This window comes from Salinarimonas rosea DSM 21201 (genome assembly GCF_000429045.1).
Taxonomy (GTDB): domain Bacteria; phylum Pseudomonadota; class Alphaproteobacteria; order Rhizobiales; family Beijerinckiaceae; genus Salinarimonas; species Salinarimonas rosea.
In genome coordinates this window covers 129255-146067 of sequence record NZ_AUBC01000004.1, presented here as the reverse complement: position 1 = coordinate 146067, position 16813 = coordinate 129255, and the positions used below count along the sequence as shown (strand labels likewise).

Here is a 16813-nt window from a genome sequence, read left to right as displayed (position 1 = left end):
CGCAGGTGCGAACAGCACGTGAAGAAACGTAAAGCCGCGCTCGCGCCCGCCTTCGAGGTCTACGTGTCGACGACGTCGCGCGGATCGATCCCGAGCTTGCTCTCCGCCTGCTCGAGCAGGCCGAGGTCGAGAGGCCGCGGGGAAAGATCGACGCCGTGCGAGAGGGTGTCCACGATCGTCTGCAAGGCCTTGATGCGACCGGACTTCTTCTGCTCGGAGGAGATCACCGCCCAGGGCGCGCGGGCGGTCGAGGTGCTCCGGACCATGTCCTCGACGGCGGTCTCGTAGTGCGGCCATTTCTCGCGGTTTCGCAGGTCCTCGTAGGAGAGCTTCCAGCGCTTGAGCGGATCGCGCAGGCGCTCGATGAAGCGCTTGCGCTGCTCCTTCTGCGAGATGTGGAGGAAGATCTTCACGAAGCGCGCGCCGTCGTCCCGCAGCATCCGCTCGAAGGCGACGATCTCGCCGTAGGCCCGGCGCCATTCCGCCTCGGTGGCGAGGTCCTCCACGCGCTCGACGAGGACCCGCCCGTACCAGGAGCGGTCGAACACCACGATCTCGCCCGCCGCCGGCAGCCGCGACCAGAACCGGTGGAGGTAGTGGTGGCGCTGCTCGGCGGGGGAGGGGGCGCCGATCGGCCAGACCTTGAAGCCACGCGGGTCCATGGCGCCCGCCATGCGCCGGATCGTCCCGCCCTTGCCGGCCGCGTCGCAGCCCTCGAAGACGACGAGCGCCCGCTCGCCGGTATGGAGGTAGGCCTGCTGAATCCGCTTGAGCTCGGTCTGCAGCCGCGCCTCCTCGGCGGCGTAGGTGTCCTCCTCGATCCGCTCGCTCAAGTCCACGGCGGCGAGGGAGAAATCCTCGTTCACGAGGCGGTTGTCGTCCGATTTCATGGTATGCTCCCCTGGAACGTCGTTCAGGGAAGCCTCGTTTCGCTTCCGCCGCAAGGGCGCTGCGATCGGTACGCGCGCCGCGAGGAGCGATCGAGGAGGAGCGCGCATGACCGAGGATCGTTCCCCCGTCCGGTACGTGCCGCCGGCGCGCGTGAAGTGGGACTACAGCCGCGCCGAGCTGATCGCGGACGGGATCGTGCACGCGCTCGGCGTCAAGCTCGCCCTCGTGGGGGTCGTGCTGATCACGCTCTTCGCCGCGGACCGCGCCGGTGCGCTGGAGATGACCGGGATCGCGATCTACTGTTTCGGGCTCGTCACGGTGCTCAGCGTCTCGGCTTTGTACAACCTCTATCCCGCCTCGCGCACGAAATGGATCCTGCGCCGCTTCGACCACGCGGCGATCTACGTCCTCATCGCCGGCACCTACACGCCCTTCCTGACGCAGATCGATGCCGCGCACGCGGCGCCGCTCCTCGTCATCCTGTGGGGCGCGGCGGCGATCGGGGTGACGCTGAAGCTGGTCTTCCCCGGGCGCTGGGACCGTGCGGCGATCCTGCTCTACCTCGGCATGGGCTGGAGCGGCGTGCTCGGCGGGGAGGCGCTGCTCGAGGCGCTGACCCCGACCACGCTGTGGCTCATCGCCATCGGCGGGGCGACCTACACGGCGGGGATCGTCTTCCACCTGTGGGAGTCGCTGCGCTTCCACAACGCGGTCTGGCACGCCTTCGTGCTGGCGGCCTCGACGTTCATGTACTTCGCGGTGTTCGACGCGATGGTGCTCGCCAAGGGTTGAGGCTGCAATCGTTGCGATAGCCCTCCGAGCACAGGAACGATCCCATCGGCTCCCTGTTGACCGGCCGAGGCGGTGCGTGCGCCGCCGCCGTGCCTGCAGCAGAGGAGACGATCCCATGGCATCAAAGACCGCCGCCGACGTCCTCGTCGACACGCTGATCGAGTGGGGTGTCGACACGATCTTCGGCCTTCCCGGCGACGGGATCAACGGGATCATCGAGAGCCTGCGCAAGCGCGCCGACGAGATTCGCTTCGTGCAGGTGCGCCACGAGGAGGGCGCGGCCTTCATGGCCTGCGGCTACGCCAAGTTCACCGGCAAGCTCGGCGTCTGCCTCGCCACCTCCGGCCCCGGCGGGATCCACCTGCTCAACGGCCTCTACGACGCCAAGCTCGACGGGCAGCCGGTCCTCGCCATCACCGGCCTCCAGTTCCACGACCTGATCCAGACACACACGCAGCAGGACGTCGAGCTCGACAAGGTCTTCCAGGACGTCTCCGTCTACAACGCGCGCGTCATGGGCCCCGCCCACACCCGCAACGTGGTGGAGCTCGCCTGCCGCTCGGCGCTGGCGTATCGCGGCGTCGCGCACGTGACGATGCCGGTGGACACCCAGTCCCAGCCGGTGAAGGCGGACTACCGCTCGAAGCGCAACATCGCCGGCCACGTCTCCGACCGCATGGCCGAGAGCGCCCACATCCCCACCGAGCACCAGATCGCCGAGGCGGCGTCGATCCTCAACGAGGGCAAGCGCACCGTCATCCTCGCCGGCCGCGGCGCGCTCGGCGCCCGCGACCAGGTGATCGCGCTCGCCGAGCGTCTCGGCGCACCCATCGTCAAGCCGCTGCTCGGCAAGGGCGTCGTGCCCGACGACCATCCGCTCACCACGGGCGGCACCGGGCTCCTGGGCACGCGCCCCTCGCAGGAGGCGCTCGAGAGCTGCGACACGCTGCTGATCGTCGGCTCGTCCTATCCCTACATCGAGTTCTACCCGACGCCGGGCCAGGCGAAGGCGGTCCAGATCGACATCGACCCGCAGCGGATCGGGCTGCGCTACGACGTCGACGCCGCCCTCGTCGGCGATTCCGTGCGCGTGCTCGAGATGCTGATGCCGCGCCTGGACTACCGCCAGGACCGCTCGTTCCTCGAAGAGGCACAGGCGGGCATGCGCGACTGGCGTGCGCTGATGGACGAGCGCGGCACGCGGCAGGACATGCCGATGAAGCCGCAGGTGGTGGCGCACGAGCTCAACAAGCTCATCCCGGAGAACGCCATCCTCACCACGGATTCCGGCACGATCACCACCTGGATCGCGCGCCACGTCGACATTCGCGGGGACATGATGTTCTCGTGCTCGGGCAACCTCGCCACCATGGCCTGCGGCCTGCCCTACGCCAACGCCGCCGCGATCGCCTACCCGGGCCGTCCGGTGATCGCCTTCGTCGGCGACGGCGGGCTGTCGATGCTGATGAGCGAGCTGATCACGGCGAAAAAGTACGACCTCGACGTGAAGGTCATCGTGATCAAGAACAACACGCTCGGCCAGATCAAGTGGGAGCAGATGGTCTTCCTGGGCAACCCGGAATACGGCTGCGAGCTCGAGCCGGTCGATTTCGCCACGATCGCGCGGGGCTGCGGCTTCGTCTCCTTCACGATCACGGACCCGGCAGAATGTGCGCAGACGCTGCGCCAGGCGCTCGCGACGCCGGGGCCGGTGCTGGTCGAGGCCGTCGTCGACCCGCACGAGCCGCCGATGCCGCCGAAGATCAAGCCGAGCCAGGCGGCGAAGTTCGCCGAGAGCCTCGCCCGCGGCACGCCGAACGCCGGCAAGATCGCGCTGACGGCGGCCTCCGACACGGTCCGCGAGATCATCTGAGGCACGCGCCGTGGTCGCTGCCGTCCCCATCGACGCGCTCGAGGCGCGCGCCTACCGCATCCCGACCGACGCGCCGGAGGCGGACGGCACCCTCGAATGGGACGCGACCACGCTCGTCGTCGTGACGGTGGTCGCCGGCCGGGTGCGGGGCATGGGCTACGCATACGGCGACGCCGCCGCGGCTGGGATCGCGTCTCGCACCCTCGCCGCGGTGGTCCTCGGCGAGAGCGCCATGGACGTTCCTCGGCTGTGGGACCGTATGCGGCGGCGGGTGCGCAACATGGGCGCGTCCGGCGTCGCCGCCGCGGCGATCTCCGCCGTGGACACGGCGCTGTGGGACCTGAAGGCGGGTCTCGTCGGCCTGCCGCTCGCCGAGCTGTGGGGCGCGCGGCGCGAGCGGGTCGCGATCTACGGCTCGGGCGGCTTCACCAGCTACGACGATGCCCGCCTCGCCGATCAGCTCGGCCGCTGGGTCCGCGAGGACGGCTGTGGGCGCGTGAAGATGAAGATCGGCGCGGACCGGGACGTCGAGGAGCGGCGCATGCGCGTCGCCCGCGAGGCGATCGGGGAGGCGGTCCTGATGATCGACTCGAACGGCGCCTGCACCCCGCGCGAGGCGCTCGCCATGGCCGAGCTCGCCGACGCGTTCGGCGTCGACTGGTACGAGGAGCCCGTCACGTCCGACGATCTCGACGGGCTCGCCTTCGTGCGCGCCGGGCTCCCGGGCGCCATCGACTGCGCGGCCGGAGAATACGTCTGGGGGCCGCACGACGCGCGGCGGCTGCTGGAGGCGCGCGCCGTCGACTGCCTGCAGATCGATGCGACCCGCGCCCTGGGCTACACGGGCTTTCTCCAGGCCGCGGCGCTCGCGGAGGCCTTCGCGGTGCCGATCTCGGCCCACACGGCGCCGGCGCTGCACCTGCCCGCATGCCTCGCCGCCCCGGGGTGCCGTCACCTCGAGTGGTTCCACGACCACGTGCGCATCGAGGCCATGCTCCTCGACGGCGCGCCCGTGCCGCGCGACGGCGCGATCGCGCCGAACGACAGGCCCGGCCACGGCCTGACCTTCAAGGCGAAGGACGCCGAGCGCTTCGCCGTCTGACCGACCACGCGAGGAGACCTCCATGAACGCACCCGCCCGGATCGTCGAGCGCACCGCCTCCGGCCGCATCGCCACCGAGGCCGCGCGCTTCGACGGGGACGCGGATGCGCTCGCGCGCGACCTCGCCGCGCATGTCGACGGCGAGGTGCGCTTCTCCGATGGCGACCGGGCGCTCTACGCCACCGACTCGTCGAATTACCGCCAGGTGCCGATCGGCGTCGTCGTGCCGCGCTCCGTCGAGGCCGCCGCCGAGGCGGTGCGCATCGCGGCCCGCCACAAGGCGCCGATCCTCTCGCGCGGCGGCGGCACCTCGCTCGCGGGGCAGTGCACCAACACGGCCGTCGTGATCGACTGGTCGAAGCATTGCGGGCGCGTGCTCGAGATCGACCCCGCCCGACGGCTCGCCCGGGTCGAGCCCGGCTGCGTGCTCGACGTCCTGCGGGCGCAGGCCGAGCGCCATCACCTCACCTTCGGCCCCGATCCGGCGACCCACAGCCACAACACGCTGGGGGGCATGATCGGCAACAATTCCTGCGGCGTGCATTCGGTGATCGGCAAGCGGACGGCGGACAACGTCGAGGCGCTCGACCTCGTGACGCCGCAGGGCCTGCGGCTCACCGTCGGCAAGACTTCCGACGCCGATCTCGCGGCGATCCGCGCCGAGGGCGGCCCCCGCGCGGAGCTCTACGACAAGCTCGACGCCTTCCGGAAGACGCACGCCCGCCTGCTGCGCGAGGGCTATCCCGACATCCCCCGCCGCGTCTCCGGTTTCGCCGATCTCGACAAGCTCCTGCCGGAGCACGGTTTCGACGTCGCGAAGGCGCTCGTCGGCACCGAGGGCACCTGCGTCGCGATCCTCGGCGCCACGCTCGACCTGATCGAGAGCCCGCCCGAGCGGGTGCTGTGCGTGCTCTCCTTCGCCTCGATCTACGAGGCCGCCGACGAGGTGGTCGCCGTCCGGGAGCATGGCCCGATCGCCATCGAGGGGGTCGACGGCTTCCTCGTCGACGCCATGCAGCGCAAGCACCTGCACGAGGAGGACATGACGGTCCTCCCCGAGGGTGACAGCTGGCTCGTGGTCGAGTTCGGCGCCTTCGACCGCGCCGAGGCCGAGGAGAAGGCGCACGCGCTCCGCCGCGCCTACGAGGCGAAGGGCGTGCCCGCGCGCGTCCTCGCCGCGCCGGAGAAGGCGGCGAAGGTCTGGAGCGTGCGCGAGGCGGGCCTGCCCGGCTCGGCCTACATTCCCGACCGCCCCGAGACCTGGGAGGGCTGGGAGGACACGGCGGTGCCCCCCGAGAAGCTCGGCGCCTACACCCGCGACCTCCAGGCGCTCTACGAGAAATACGGCTACGTCTCGCCGATGTACGGCCATTTCGGCGACGGCCTGGTGCATTGCCGCGTCTCGTTCGACCTGAAGCACGAGGACGGCGTGGCCGAGTGGTCACGCTTCCTTTCGGAGGCGGCCGATCTCGTGGTGCGCTACGGCGGATCGCTGTCGGGCGAGCACGGCGACGGGCAGGCGCGCGGCGAGCTGCTCGAGCGCATGTACGGCCCGGAGATGCTCGCCGCGTTCCGCGAGTTCAAGCAGATCTGGGACCCCGACGGCCTCATGAACCCGGGCAAGATCCTCGACCCGTACCCGGCGACCTCGAACCTGCGGCTCGGCCCGCGCTACGCGCCCGAGGAGCCCAGGACCTTCTTCTCCTTCCACGAGGAGGGCGGCTTCGTCGCCGCCGCCGAGCGCTGCGTCGGTGTGGGCAAGTGCCGGCGGCTTGATTCCGAGGGCGGCGTGATGTGCCCGAGCTACATGGTCACGCGGGAGGAGGAGCATTCCACCCGCGGGCGCGCCCGGCTCCTGTTCGAGATGCTGCACGGCGGCGCCATGGAAGGCGGGTTCGAGGCGCAGAAGGTCGAGGAGGCGCTGTCCTTGTGCCTCGCCTGCAAGGGCTGCAAGAGCGACTGCCCGGTCAACGTCGACATGGCGACCTACAAGGCGGAATTCCGGGCGCACCACTACAAGGGCAAGCTGCGCCCGAGAGCGGCCTATTCCATGGGGCTCATCCACCTGTGGGCGAAGCTCGGCTCGCGGATGCCGCGGCTCGTCAACCTCGCCATGCGGCTGCCGGGCCTGTCCGGGCTGGCGAAGAGCATCGGCGGCATCGCGCGGGAGCGCACCATCCCCGCCTTCGCGCCGCAGACCTTCCGCGCCTGGTTCGAGGCCCGCGAGGACCGGCCGCGCGGAGGCGAGCGCGTGCTGATCTGGCCCGACACGTTCAACGACCATTTCCGGCCGGACACGCTGATCGCGGCGACGAAGGTGCTGGAGCGCGCCGGCTACCGCGTCGAGATCCCGCCGCGGCGCCTGTGCTGCGGGCGCGCGCTCTACGCCGAGGGCTTCCTGCGCACGGCGCAGAACCTCTGGTTCGAGACGCTGACGTCGCTGAAGGACGAGATCGCCGCCGGCACGCCGATCATCGGGCTCGAGCCCGCCTGCACCACCGCCTTCAAGGACGAGCTCGTCAATCTCTTCCCGGACGATTCGCGGGCGCGGGCGCTGTCGGGCCAGGTGTCGTACTTCTCGGATTTCGTGATGGCGAACGACGCCCGTTTCGACCTGCCGCGGATCGAGGACGAGGCGCTCGTCCAGATCCACTGTCACCACCATGCGGTGCTGAAGGACACGGCCGAACGGGCGCTGCTCGAGAAGCTCGGCCTCGACGCCCGCATCGCGCCGTCCGGCTGCTGCGGCATGGCCGGCTCCTTCGGCTTCGCGAAGGAGAGCTACGAGACGGCGCAGGCCTGCGGCGAGCGGGTGATCCTGCCGATGGTGCGGGAGGCGGGCGACGAGACCGTGATCCTCGCCGACGGCTTCTCGTGCCGCGAGCAGATCGAGCAGGGCGCCGGGCGCGAGACGCGCCACGTCGCCGAGCTGCTGGCGGAACGGATGGGACTGTGAGCCTCGTGCGCGCCGTGCGCTCGCGTCAGGCCCGCCGCGCGGCCTCGAGCGCGGCCTCGGCGGTTTCCGCGAAGGCGGAGGCGGAGAGGCCCGGGGCGATCGGCGCGGCGTAGGTGACGCGGATCGTGCCCGCGCGGCGCGGGGAGCGGCTGCGCCAGTACAGCCCCGAATCGACGGCCATCGGCAGGGCCGGGACGCCGAGCGCCTTGTAGAGCAGCTCCGCCCCGCGCTTGAACACGATCGGGTCGGACGGCGCGCGGCGCGTGCCTTCCGGGAAGATGAGCACGGAGCGGCCCTCGGCCAGCGTGGCGCGGCTCTGCTCGATCATCTCGCGCAGCGCCTTGCCGCCGCTGGCGCGGTCGATCACGATCATGCCGGAGCGACGCAGGTACCAGCCGAAGACCGGGATCTGCAGGAGCTCCTGCTTGGCGACGATCGCGACGTCCGGGAACAGCACGAGGGCCGCGAAGGTCTCCCAGGTCGACTGGTGGTTCGCCACGACGAGGCAGGGCCCGGCCGGTACGTTCTCGCGCCCGCGCTCGACATGGCCGAGCCCGACGATGGCGCGCAGGCCGAGGAACGCGCCGCGCACCCACACCCGGGTCGCCGCCCGGATCGCCGGCCTCGGCGAGCCGAGGAGGGCGAAGATCGGGATCGCGAGGCCGAACAGGCCCGTCCACAGCGCGAGGTAGAGGTCGAAGGCGCGCGACCGCGCCGCGACGGCGAGACGGCGCGGCGAGAGCCGCGAGGCGGGGAGCGCCGGGGGAAACGCGCTGGTTGGCGTCACGCGGTGTCCTTCGGGTTACTTGCGGGCCTTGCGGGCCGCGTAGCGGGCATCGCGGGCGGCCTTCTGCTGCGCGAGCAGGTCGGCCTCGCGCTGCGCGGCGTCCGCTTCCTCGGTCGCGGCGCGCTCGCGCGCCTCGGCCTCGCGGGCGACGCGCTCGGCCTCGAGCCGCTCGGCCTCGGCCGCACGGGTCGCCGCACGCTCTGCGCGGCGGGCGTCGCGCTCGCGGGTGGCGGCCTCGCGCTCGGCACGGCGCTGCGCGGCCGCGGGGTCGTTCGACGGCGACTTCGCCTTGGCGCGCTCCAGCATGGCGCGCTTGGCGCTCGCGGCGTCGCTCTGGCGGTCGGTGAAGCTCTTCTCGCGATACGCGCTCATGACTGGATCTCGCTCTCTCGCACGGCGAGCTCGGACGTTCCGGCCTTCACCCGGTAGGAGGCTTCGCCGGTCTGGTCCGCCGGCATCAGGCGCACGATCTCGTAGCTCTCGGCGCCGCCGAAACGTCCGTCGGGGACGGGGGCGCGCAGGAGCCGGACGCGCTGCCCGACCTTGTAGAGATGGGACATGTGTCTCCTTTCGGCGGCCGGCCTGCGGCGCGGCGCCAGCTGTCGATCGAGTAAGCCTCGATCAGGAGCGATCAAACACGAGAGCCGCCCCCGATGGGGGGCGGCTCGAATCGCATGCGCCGGGGCGCCAGAGGCCTCACGCGGCCTGGATGTTGTCCACGGCGATCTTGCCGGTGCGGCGATCCTGAGCCGTGTCGAAGGCCACCTTCTGGCCCTCGACGAGGCCGCGCATGCCGGCGCGCTCGAGCGCGGTCGCGTGCACGAACACGTCCTTGGAGCCGTCGTCGGGCTGGATGAATCCGTAGCCCTTCTGGTCGTTGTAGAACTTCACGGTGCCGTTCGTCATGAGTCGTATCCAGTCAGATAGGTGCGCAGGCGCCGGTGCCCGAGGCCCGCGCGGTCAGGGTCGTCGAAATTTCGGAAGAGAAGTCGAACGCTCGTGCGGCTGCGCCGGCACGATACGGCACGTCAAGTCGGCCAAAAGATCGTACGCCTTACATAGACGATCGGGCGCCCCGGCACAAGGGCCGGAAACGCCCGCGAACGAATTCGTCGTCGTTCGGCACGATCCGCGCAGCGGTTCAGCGCGTCGGGATCGGCTGCTCGCCGCGATAGTCGTAGAAGCCACGCTTCGTCTTGCGGCCGAGCCAGCCGGCTTCCACGTACTTCACCAGAAGCGGGCAGGGCCGATACTTGGTGTCGGCCAGGCCGTCGTGGAGCACCTGCATCACCGACAGGCACGTATCGAGGCCGATGAAGTCCGCGAGCTGGAGCGGGCCCATCGGGTGGTTCGCGCCGAGCCGCATGGCGGTGTCGATGGCGTCCACGGACCCGACGCCCTCGTAGAGCGTGTAGATCGCCTCGTTGATCATCGGCAGCAGGATGCGGTTGACGATGAAGGCGGGGAAGTCCTCCGCCACCGTCGTCACCTTGCCGAGCTTGTCGATGAGAGCCTTCGAGGCCTCGAACGTGGGGTCCTCGGTGGCGATGCCGCGGATCAGCTCGACGAGCTGCATCAGCGGCACCGGATTCATGAAGTGGATTCCGATGAACCGCTCCGGCCGGTCGGTCGAGGCCGCGAGGCGGGTGATCGAGATCGACGACGTGTTGGAGGCGATGATCGTCTCGGGCCGCAGCACGGGGCAGAGCGCCGTGAAGATCGAGCGCTTGACCTGCTCGTTCTCGGTCGCCGCCTCGATGACGATGTCCGACGGCCGCAGCGCCTCGAGCCCCACCGCGGGGCGGATGCGCTCCAGCGCCGCCTTGCGGTCGGCTTCGGAGATCAGCTCCTTCGCCACCTGGCGCATCATGTTGCCGTTGATCGTCGCGAGGCCCGCGGTGACGCGGCCCTCGTCGAGATCGTTGAGGAGGACGTCGAGCCCCGCGAGCGCGCAGACATGGGCGATGCCGTTGCCCATCTGACCCGCGCCGATGACGCCGACCGTCTTGATCTCCATCAGAGCTTCCTCGTTCCTCGATGCGCGCCGCGGCGCCGGTCTCCGGTGGCCGCGCGATACCGGCCGGGCCCGGCCGTCAGACTGACACGAACCGACGCGGATGCCCACGGCCTTCGCCGCGGGCGATCCGCGCCCGTCATTCCCGATTCGGCCCGCGATTGCGAGCCGTGTTCACTTGCCCAGCGCGCCGTCGAGCTCCGGCAGGATCTGGAACAGGTCGCCGACCAGGCCGTAGTCCGCGACCTGGAAGATCGGCGCCTCCTCGTCCTTGTTGATTGCGACGATGACGCGCGAATCCTTCATGCCCGCCAGATGCTGAATGGCGCCTGAAATGCCGACCGCGATGTAGAGGTCGGGCGCCACCACCTTGCCGGTCTGGCCGACCTGCCAGTCGTTCGGCGCGTATCCCGCGTCGACCGCCGCGCGCGAGGCGCCCATCGCCGCGCCGAGCTTGTCGGCGATCGGCTCGACGTAGGTCTCGAAATTCTCCCGCGACCCCAGGGACCTGCCCCCGGAGATGATGATCTTCGCGGACGTCAGCTCCGGGCGGTCGGAATGCGCGATCTCCTCGCCCTTGAAGGACGAGAGGCCCGGATCCTCGACGGCGCCCACGGTCTCGATCGCCGCCGAGCCGCCGGTGCCGACGGCCTGGAAGGAGGCGGTGCGCACCGTGATCACCTTCTTCGGCTCGGCGCAGGTCACCGTCTGGATCGCGTTGCCGGCGTAGATCGGCCGCGCGAACGTGTCGGGCGCGACGACCTCGATGATGTCGGAGACCTGCATCACGTCGAGCAGCGCCGCGACGCGGGGCATCACGTTCTTGCCCGTGGTCGAGGCCGGCGCGACGAGCGCGTCGTAGCCGTCCGCGAGCGAGACGATCAGCGCTGCGATCGGCTCGGCGAGGAAGTGCTCGTAGGCCGGCGAGTCGGCGTGGAGGACCTTCTCGACGCCGTCGAGCGTCGCGGCGGCCTGCGCGACCGCACCCGCACCGGAGCCGGCGACGAGGACGTGCACCGGCGAGCCGATCGCGGCGGCGGCCGCGAGCGTCTTGTGCGTCGCGTCCTTGAGCGCCGCGTTGTCGTGTTCCGCGAGGACGAGGATCGCCATGATCAGAGCACTCCCGCTTCGTTCTTGAGCTTCTGCACCAGCTCCTCGACGGAGCCTACCTTGACGCCGGCCTGGCGCTTGGGCGGCTCGGCCGTGCTCACCACGGTCAGGCGCGGCGCGACGTCGACGCCGAGCGCCTCCGGCGAGGTCTCCTCGAGCGGCTTCTTCTTCGCCTTCATGATGTTGGGCAGGCTGGCGTAGCGCGGCTCGTTGAGGCGCAGGTCCGTCGTGACGATGGCCGGCAGCTTCAGCGACACAGTCTGCAGGCCGCCGTCGACCTCGCGTGTCACGTCGACCGTGCCCTCGCCGGGCTCGACCTTGGAGGCGAAGGTGCCCTGCGCCCAGCCGAGGAGAGCCGCCAGCATCTGGCCGGTCTGGTTGCAGTCGTCGTCGATCGCCTGCTTGCCCATGATGACCAGATCCGGGCTCTCGTTCGCCACGATCGCCTTGAGCATCTTCGCCACGGCGAGCGGCTCGACGACGCCGTCGGTCTTCACCAGGATGCCGCGATCGGCGCCCATGGCGAGAGCGGTGCGAATCGTTTCCTGCGCCTGCTGGGGGCCGATCGAGACGGCCACGATTTCCGTCGCCTTGCCCTTCTCCTTGAGCCGGATCGCCTCCTCGACGGCGATCTCGTCGAAGGGGTTCATCGACATCTTGACGTTGGCGAGGTCGACGCCGGAGCCGTCCGGCTTGACCCGGATCTTCACGTTGTAGTCGACGACCCGCTTCACAGGCACGAGGATCTTCATGTGTTGACCGTCCTTGTCGTGGTGCGCTGCGCCGCGCGCCCCGCCGGCCGCCCGCGGGCGTGGCCTCGCGAGGCGTGAATACGAAGGCGTGCGGACCGTACAGAGGCGCGTTCTTCCTTGTCAACGCGCGAAAAAGGCCAATCGCTCCCCGTCGCGCGAGATCGCGCGCGGCGGGTCGTCGCCGCTCTGCGCACCGTCCCGGGCGGGCTCGAGGCCGATCAGGAGGCGGGCCTCGAGGGCCTCGGCGGCTCGTGCGAGCAGGGCGATCGGCGTGCCGGCCTTGGCGGAGAGGAGACCGTGCACGTCCCCAGGCGCGACGCCGAGGATCTCGGGACGCCGCGGACGACGACGCCGTCATCGCCGCCGATGAGTTGGATCGCAACAAGGTAGCGCATCCGCACGGGAGGGCCGCAGCCCGTCAGGAGTGGCGGGGGCGCATCACCGCGTCTTCCCCGGCACCCACAGCACGTCGCCGTCGCCCTGCGCGTTCACCCAGCGGCTCGCGACGAACAGGAAATCGGAGAGGCGGTTGAGGTATTTCACGGCGGCGGCGGAGACGGGCTCGTCGGGCTTCCCGGCGAGCGCCGTGCACAGCCGCTCGGCGCGCCGGCAGACGGTGCGGGCGAGGTGCAGCGCCGCGGCCGCGGGCGCGCCGCCGGGCAGGACGAAGGAGCGCAGGGGCGAGAGCGCCGCGTTCAGCTGGTCGATCTCGCGCTCCAGCCGCTCGACCTGGCCCTCGACGATGCGCAGCGGCTCGTAGGGCAGGGGCTCGCCGGTGTCCGGCGTGGCGAGGTCGGCGCCGAGATCGAACAGGTCGTTCTGGATGCGCGCGAGCATGCCGTCCACCTCCGGCAGCCCGGAGGTGTGCAGGCGCGCCATGCCGATGCAGGCGTTCGTCTCGTCGACGGTGCCGTAGGTCTCGATGCGCAGGTCGTGCTTGGGGCGGCGCTCGCCGCTGGCCAGCGCGGTTGTGCCCTGGTCGCCGGTTCTCGTGTAGATGCGGTTGAGGACGACCACGTCCGCCTCCCTGCTCGTGTGGACCCAGCGCCCGAGATAGGGCGGCGGGTCAGAAGGAGTAGCCGAGCCGGGCGCCGAAATTCGTCATGCTCGTCGGCTCGTCGCACAGGCCGTTGTTCGACAGGTGCTCGACGGAGGCGACGACGCTCCAGGTCTCGTTGAAGCGGTAGCCCAGCGACGCGCTCTCGCGCAGGCTCGGGCCGCAGCCGGCGGCGACGCCGTCGGCCAGCGCGGAGCTGGTGTAGGCGGACGCGCGCGTCTCCTGCAGCGCCCCGCCGATCGACGCCTCGAGGAAGACCCGGGGGCCGAGATCAACGTTCCAGCTCAGCCCCGCGAAGGCGAAGCTGACGCCGCCGTCGAGATCGAGGCTCGCGCCCAGATGCGGGCGGGGCACGAAGTAGCTGGCGAAGAGGTCGGACGGGGTCAACGGCTTCTGGAACAGGAGCTCCGCGTGGACGGCGCCGCCGCTCTCCTCGCTGAATGGGTCGACGGAGAAGACCCCGAAGCGTGCCTCCGACAGGAAGCCGCCGCGCATGCCGGGCGGCGTCTGCGGTCCGCCGTTGCTCGAGCCGTGGACGTCCGCCGCAGCAGCCGTACCCGCGGCCAGGAGGCCGACGAGGGCGGTAGCGGTGGCGATGGCGACTCGCATGGGATGCGGTACTCCTCGACGAGCGTCCTAGCGCCGAATGGCGACGATGGAAAGGCGCATCGACCCGCGTCGGGCGACGCGCCGGCCCACACCCTTCGCTTCAAGCCCCATTGTGGCGACAATCGGGCGAATGGTGTCCGACGGCACGGCGGCGGTCAGACCGCGCGCCACCAGATCACGCCCATGATCACGACGATCGCCACGAACTGCAGCAGGACGCGCAGGCGCATCAGCTGCTGCGACCGGTTGGCGCTGCCGCCACGCAGCATGTTGGCGAGCCCGAGCAGCAGGACGACGAGCACGAGCCCGATCGCGACAGCGACGATGACGTCGTCGAAACCCATGGATTGCCCCCTCGTCGGCGCCGGCGGCACGCGCTCGCCGCCGGTCGCCCGCTCTTCGTTGACGAACGCCTCGACTTAGGGCGCCGAGCGCCGTGGGGCGAGGCCCGGCCGCGTGCGCCCGTGCGACTCAGGCGTCGGGCAAGGCGCGGGGGGCGGGGCTCACCACGCTGGCGCCGCCGCCACGGACTTCGTAGACCGCCAGCGCCCGATCGTTGAGGCCGTTCGAGCCGAATCGGAAGACGCCGTCGACGCCCGCGAAGCCGGAGCGATTCGTCAGCACCGCCTCCGAGAAGCGCTGGGTACCCTGCGTGCGGTTGAGCGCCGCGGCGAGCGAGACCGCGTCGTAGGCGAGTGAGGCGATGCGGATCGGCTGCTCGTTGAAGGCCTGCGCGTAGCGGTTCGCGAAGTTCTGGAATCCGCTCTGCTCGGGCGCGGCGTACCAGCCGCCCTGGAGCGCGGCGAGGCTCATCACCGAGGGCTCGTTCCAGAGCCCGGTGCCGAGGGGCTTCACCCGGCTCGGGTCGAAGCCCGCGGCCTGGAGCGCGGCGCTCACCGCGACGAGCCCCTGCGGCGATTCGGGGATGAACAGCGCGTCCACCTGTGGTGCCGCGCCGGCGGCGACGCCGGCGATGCGCGTCACGGCTTGCTGCGGCTGGCCGGCGGGATAGCGCTCCACCTGCACCACGCGCACCCCCCGGCGCGCCGCCGTCTCGCGGAACTGCGCCTCGACGACGTTGCCGTAGGTGGTCTGCGGGATCAGCGCGGCGACGGCGCGGCGGCCGTTCTGGGCGGCGTAGTCGACGACGCGCTCGACCTCGGGCTGGGGCAGGAAGCCCATCAGGTAGACGCCGCGGCTCGCGACCGTCGCGTCCGTGGAGAAGGCGAGGACGGGCACGTTCGCCGCCTGGGCGACCTGGCCAGCGGACTGGACCGAGCCCGCGAAGAGCGGTCCGATCATCAGCTCCGCGCCCTGGGCGAGGGCGGCCTGCGCCGCCGCGCGCGCGCCTTCCGGCGTGCCGGCGGTGTCGTAGACGGTGAGCTGGATGTCCGGGGTATTGAATTCCGACAGCGCGAGCCGGGCTGCGTTACGCATGTCCTCGGCGGCCGCCTGGCCCTGGCCCGCTCCCGTGAGCGGCAGCAGCATCGCCACCGGCACGCTGCCCTCGCCGATCCGCTCGCCCGCCGGCGCGCTCGGCGCCGCCGCGAAGGGGCTGTCTCCCCCCGCGAAGGGCGTGGTGCAGGCGGCCAGCGCGAGCGTCGCGAGCCCCGCGAGGACCCCGCGTGCCGCCCGGCCGAAGCCTCCGTCGCGCGGCGCCGCGACGGCGCGGCGCGCTGCGATCTCCCCGTTCGCGTCCATACGCTACCCTTTCCTCGTCTCCCGCGGTCGGCCTAGGATGGCGCCCGCGCGTCGCGTCGTTCCCGTTCCGCCGTTTCGTGACACGAGAGCGGCGACAACGCAATTTTAACTTAGATTCGCCGGGCCGCGACAGCCGATGCGTCGCCCGGCCCGTCTCCAGCATCCGGACGGATCGTTTCATGCCGCGTCCCATCGACAACCGCACCCGCCGCGCCGCCAAGCCCGGACGCGGGGAGGGCGGCGTCTTCACCGCCTTCGGCCTCGCCGCCGAGGCCGAGCCGATCGCGCCCGGCCTCTACGTGGTGGCGACGCCCATCGGCAATCTCGCCGACGTGAGCTTCCGCGCGCTGGCGACCCTCGCCGCGGCGGACGCCGTGCTCGCCGAGGACACGCGGGTGACACGCCATCTCCTCGCGCATTACGGCATCGCGACGCCGCTCGTCTCCTATCACGAGCATTCCGGCGAGGGCGTGCGCGAGCGGATGCTCGCGCGGGTGCGCGAGGGCCAGGCGCTGGCGCTCGTCTCGGACGCGGGCACGCCGCTCGTGTCGGACCCCGGCTACAAGCTCGTCCAGGAGGCGATCGCGGAGGGGCTGACCGTCGTGCCCATCCCCGGCCCCTCGGCGATCCTCTCCGCGCTCGTCGTCTCGGGCCTGCCGTCGGATCGCTTCTTCTTCGAGGGGTTCCTGCCCGCCAAGAGCGGCGCGCGCCGGGCGCGGCTGGAGGCTCTCGCCGGGATCCCCGGCACGCTGCTCCTGTTCGAATCGCCCCACCGCCTGCCGGAGATGCTCGCGGACGCTGCCGCCGTCCTCGGGCCGCGGCCCGCCGTGATGGCGCGGGAGCTGACCAAGATGTTCGAGACGGTGCGCCGTGGGACGCTGGAGACGCTGGCGCAGGAGTTCGCCGAGGCCGGGCCGCCCAAGGGCGAGATCGTGGTGCTGATCGGCGAGGCGTCGTCCGAGAGCCGGCGCGAGGAAGCGGAGAGCGGGCTCGACGCGGCGCTCGCCCGCGCGCTCGCGAGCCACTCGATCAAGGACGCGGCGGCGCTCGTCGCGGCCGAGACCGGCCTGCCGAAGCGCGAGGTCTACGCGCGGGCTCTGGTGCTGGCGAAGGGGAGCTGAGGGCCGCCGCTCGATGTCGTGCCCCCGCGCGGCGGCCGCGCGGGGGCA

Annotated in this window: 18 protein-coding genes; 5 read left to right on the top strand and 13 right to left on the bottom strand. The window is 71.2% G+C overall.

Annotated features, from left to right (window positions below; genetic code table 11):
• Nucleotides 1-59: 59 nt before the first annotated feature.
• Nucleotides 60-890, bottom strand: a complete 831-nt coding sequence (locus G407_RS0103010; RefSeq protein WP_043538793.1) for a polyphosphate kinase 2 family protein — start codon at nt 888-890, stop codon at nt 60-62.
• Between the two features lie 106 nt (nt 891-996).
• On the opposite strand from G407_RS0103010, the gene trhA reads away from it, so the two are divergent.
• From trhA to G407_RS25410, 4 genes are all read left to right on the top strand, one after another.
• On the top strand, nt 997-1683 hold the full coding sequence (trhA, locus tag G407_RS0103005; protein ID WP_052340883.1) for a PAQR family membrane homeostasis protein TrhA: 687 nt from the start codon (nt 997-999) through the stop codon (nt 1681-1683).
• A 115-nt stretch (nt 1684-1798) separates the two neighbouring features.
• A complete protein-coding gene (locus tag G407_RS0103000; RefSeq protein WP_029029614.1) occupies nt 1799-3556 on the top strand; it encodes a thiamine pyrophosphate-dependent enzyme in 1758 nt (585 codons plus the stop codon).
• Between the two features lie 10 nt (nt 3557-3566).
• A complete protein-coding gene (locus G407_RS0102995; RefSeq protein ID WP_029029613.1) occupies nt 3567-4658 on the top strand; it encodes an enolase C-terminal domain-like protein in 1092 nt (363 codons plus the stop codon).
• Between the two features lie 22 nt (nt 4659-4680).
• On the top strand, nt 4681-7614 hold the full coding sequence (locus G407_RS25410) for an FAD-binding and (Fe-S)-binding domain-containing protein (protein ID WP_084327243.1): 2934 nt from the start codon (nt 4681-4683) through the stop codon (nt 7612-7614).
• Nucleotides 7615-7639: 25 nt separating this feature from the next.
• On the opposite strand, the gene G407_RS25405 is transcribed toward G407_RS25410, so the two are convergent.
• From G407_RS25405 to G407_RS0102930, 12 genes are all read right to left on the bottom strand, one after another.
• Entirely contained in the window at nt 7640-8401 is a 762-nt protein-coding gene (locus G407_RS25405) for a lysophospholipid acyltransferase family protein (RefSeq protein WP_084327241.1), read from the bottom strand.
• Nucleotides 8402-8416: 15 nt separating this feature from the next.
• On the bottom strand, nt 8417-8773 hold the full coding sequence (locus G407_RS0102980; protein WP_029029612.1) for a DUF6481 family protein: 357 nt from the start codon (nt 8771-8773) through the stop codon (nt 8417-8419).
• Nucleotides 8770-8961, bottom strand: coding sequence for a hypothetical protein (locus tag G407_RS0102975; protein WP_029029611.1), 192 nt, complete (start codon nt 8959-8961; stop codon nt 8770-8772). Before G407_RS0102975 ends, G407_RS0102980 begins: the two co-directional genes overlap by 4 nt.
• 136 nt (nt 8962-9097) lie before the next feature.
• Nucleotides 9098-9307, bottom strand: a complete 210-nt coding sequence (locus G407_RS0102970) for a cold-shock protein (protein ID WP_029029610.1) — start codon at nt 9305-9307, stop codon at nt 9098-9100.
• Nucleotides 9308-9542: 235 nt separating this feature from the next.
• Complete coding sequence (locus G407_RS0102965) at nt 9543-10418, bottom strand: 3-hydroxybutyryl-CoA dehydrogenase (protein ID WP_043538790.1); 876 nt, start codon at nt 10416-10418, stop codon at nt 9543-9545.
• Between the two features lie 171 nt (nt 10419-10589).
• Nucleotides 10590-11525 (bottom strand): electron transfer flavoprotein subunit alpha/FixB family protein, encoded by a 936-nt coding sequence (locus tag G407_RS0102960; RefSeq protein ID WP_029029608.1) that lies wholly within the window; start codon nt 11523-11525, stop codon nt 10590-10592.
• Nucleotides 11526-11527: 2 nt separating this feature from the next.
• On the bottom strand, nt 11528-12277 hold the full coding sequence (locus tag G407_RS0102955; protein ID WP_029029607.1) for an electron transfer flavoprotein subunit beta/FixA family protein: 750 nt from the start codon (nt 12275-12277) through the stop codon (nt 11528-11530).
• Between the two features lie 120 nt (nt 12278-12397).
• The gene (locus tag G407_RS0102950; RefSeq protein WP_029029606.1) at nt 12398-12580 is read right to left on the bottom strand and encodes a hypothetical protein; all 183 of its coding nucleotides are present in this window, start codon (nt 12578-12580) and stop codon (nt 12398-12400) included.
• 135 nt (nt 12581-12715) lie between these two features.
• Complete coding sequence (locus G407_RS0102945) at nt 12716-13294, bottom strand: cob(I)yrinic acid a,c-diamide adenosyltransferase (RefSeq protein WP_029029605.1); 579 nt, start codon at nt 13292-13294, stop codon at nt 12716-12718.
• A 49-nt stretch (nt 13295-13343) separates the two neighbouring features.
• Nucleotides 13344-13943, bottom strand: a complete 600-nt coding sequence (locus G407_RS25400) for an acyloxyacyl hydrolase (RefSeq protein WP_052340882.1) — start codon at nt 13941-13943, stop codon at nt 13344-13346.
• 155 nt (nt 13944-14098) lie between these two features.
• Nucleotides 14099-14287 carry a twin transmembrane helix small protein gene (locus tag G407_RS0102935; protein ID WP_029029604.1) on the bottom strand — a complete coding sequence of 63 codons (189 nt, stop codon included), beginning with the start codon at nt 14285-14287 and terminating at the stop codon, nt 14099-14101.
• Between the two features lie 127 nt (nt 14288-14414).
• Nucleotides 14415-15644, bottom strand: coding sequence for a penicillin-binding protein activator (locus G407_RS0102930; RefSeq protein ID WP_052340881.1), 1230 nt, complete (start codon nt 15642-15644; stop codon nt 14415-14417).
• A 179-nt stretch (nt 15645-15823) separates the two neighbouring features.
• Between G407_RS0102930 and rsmI the strand changes: the two genes are divergently transcribed.
• Entirely contained in the window at nt 15824-16765 is a 942-nt protein-coding gene (gene rsmI / locus G407_RS0102925) for a 16S rRNA (cytidine(1402)-2'-O)-methyltransferase (protein WP_029029602.1), read from the top strand.
• Nucleotides 16766-16813: the final 48 nt, after the last annotated feature.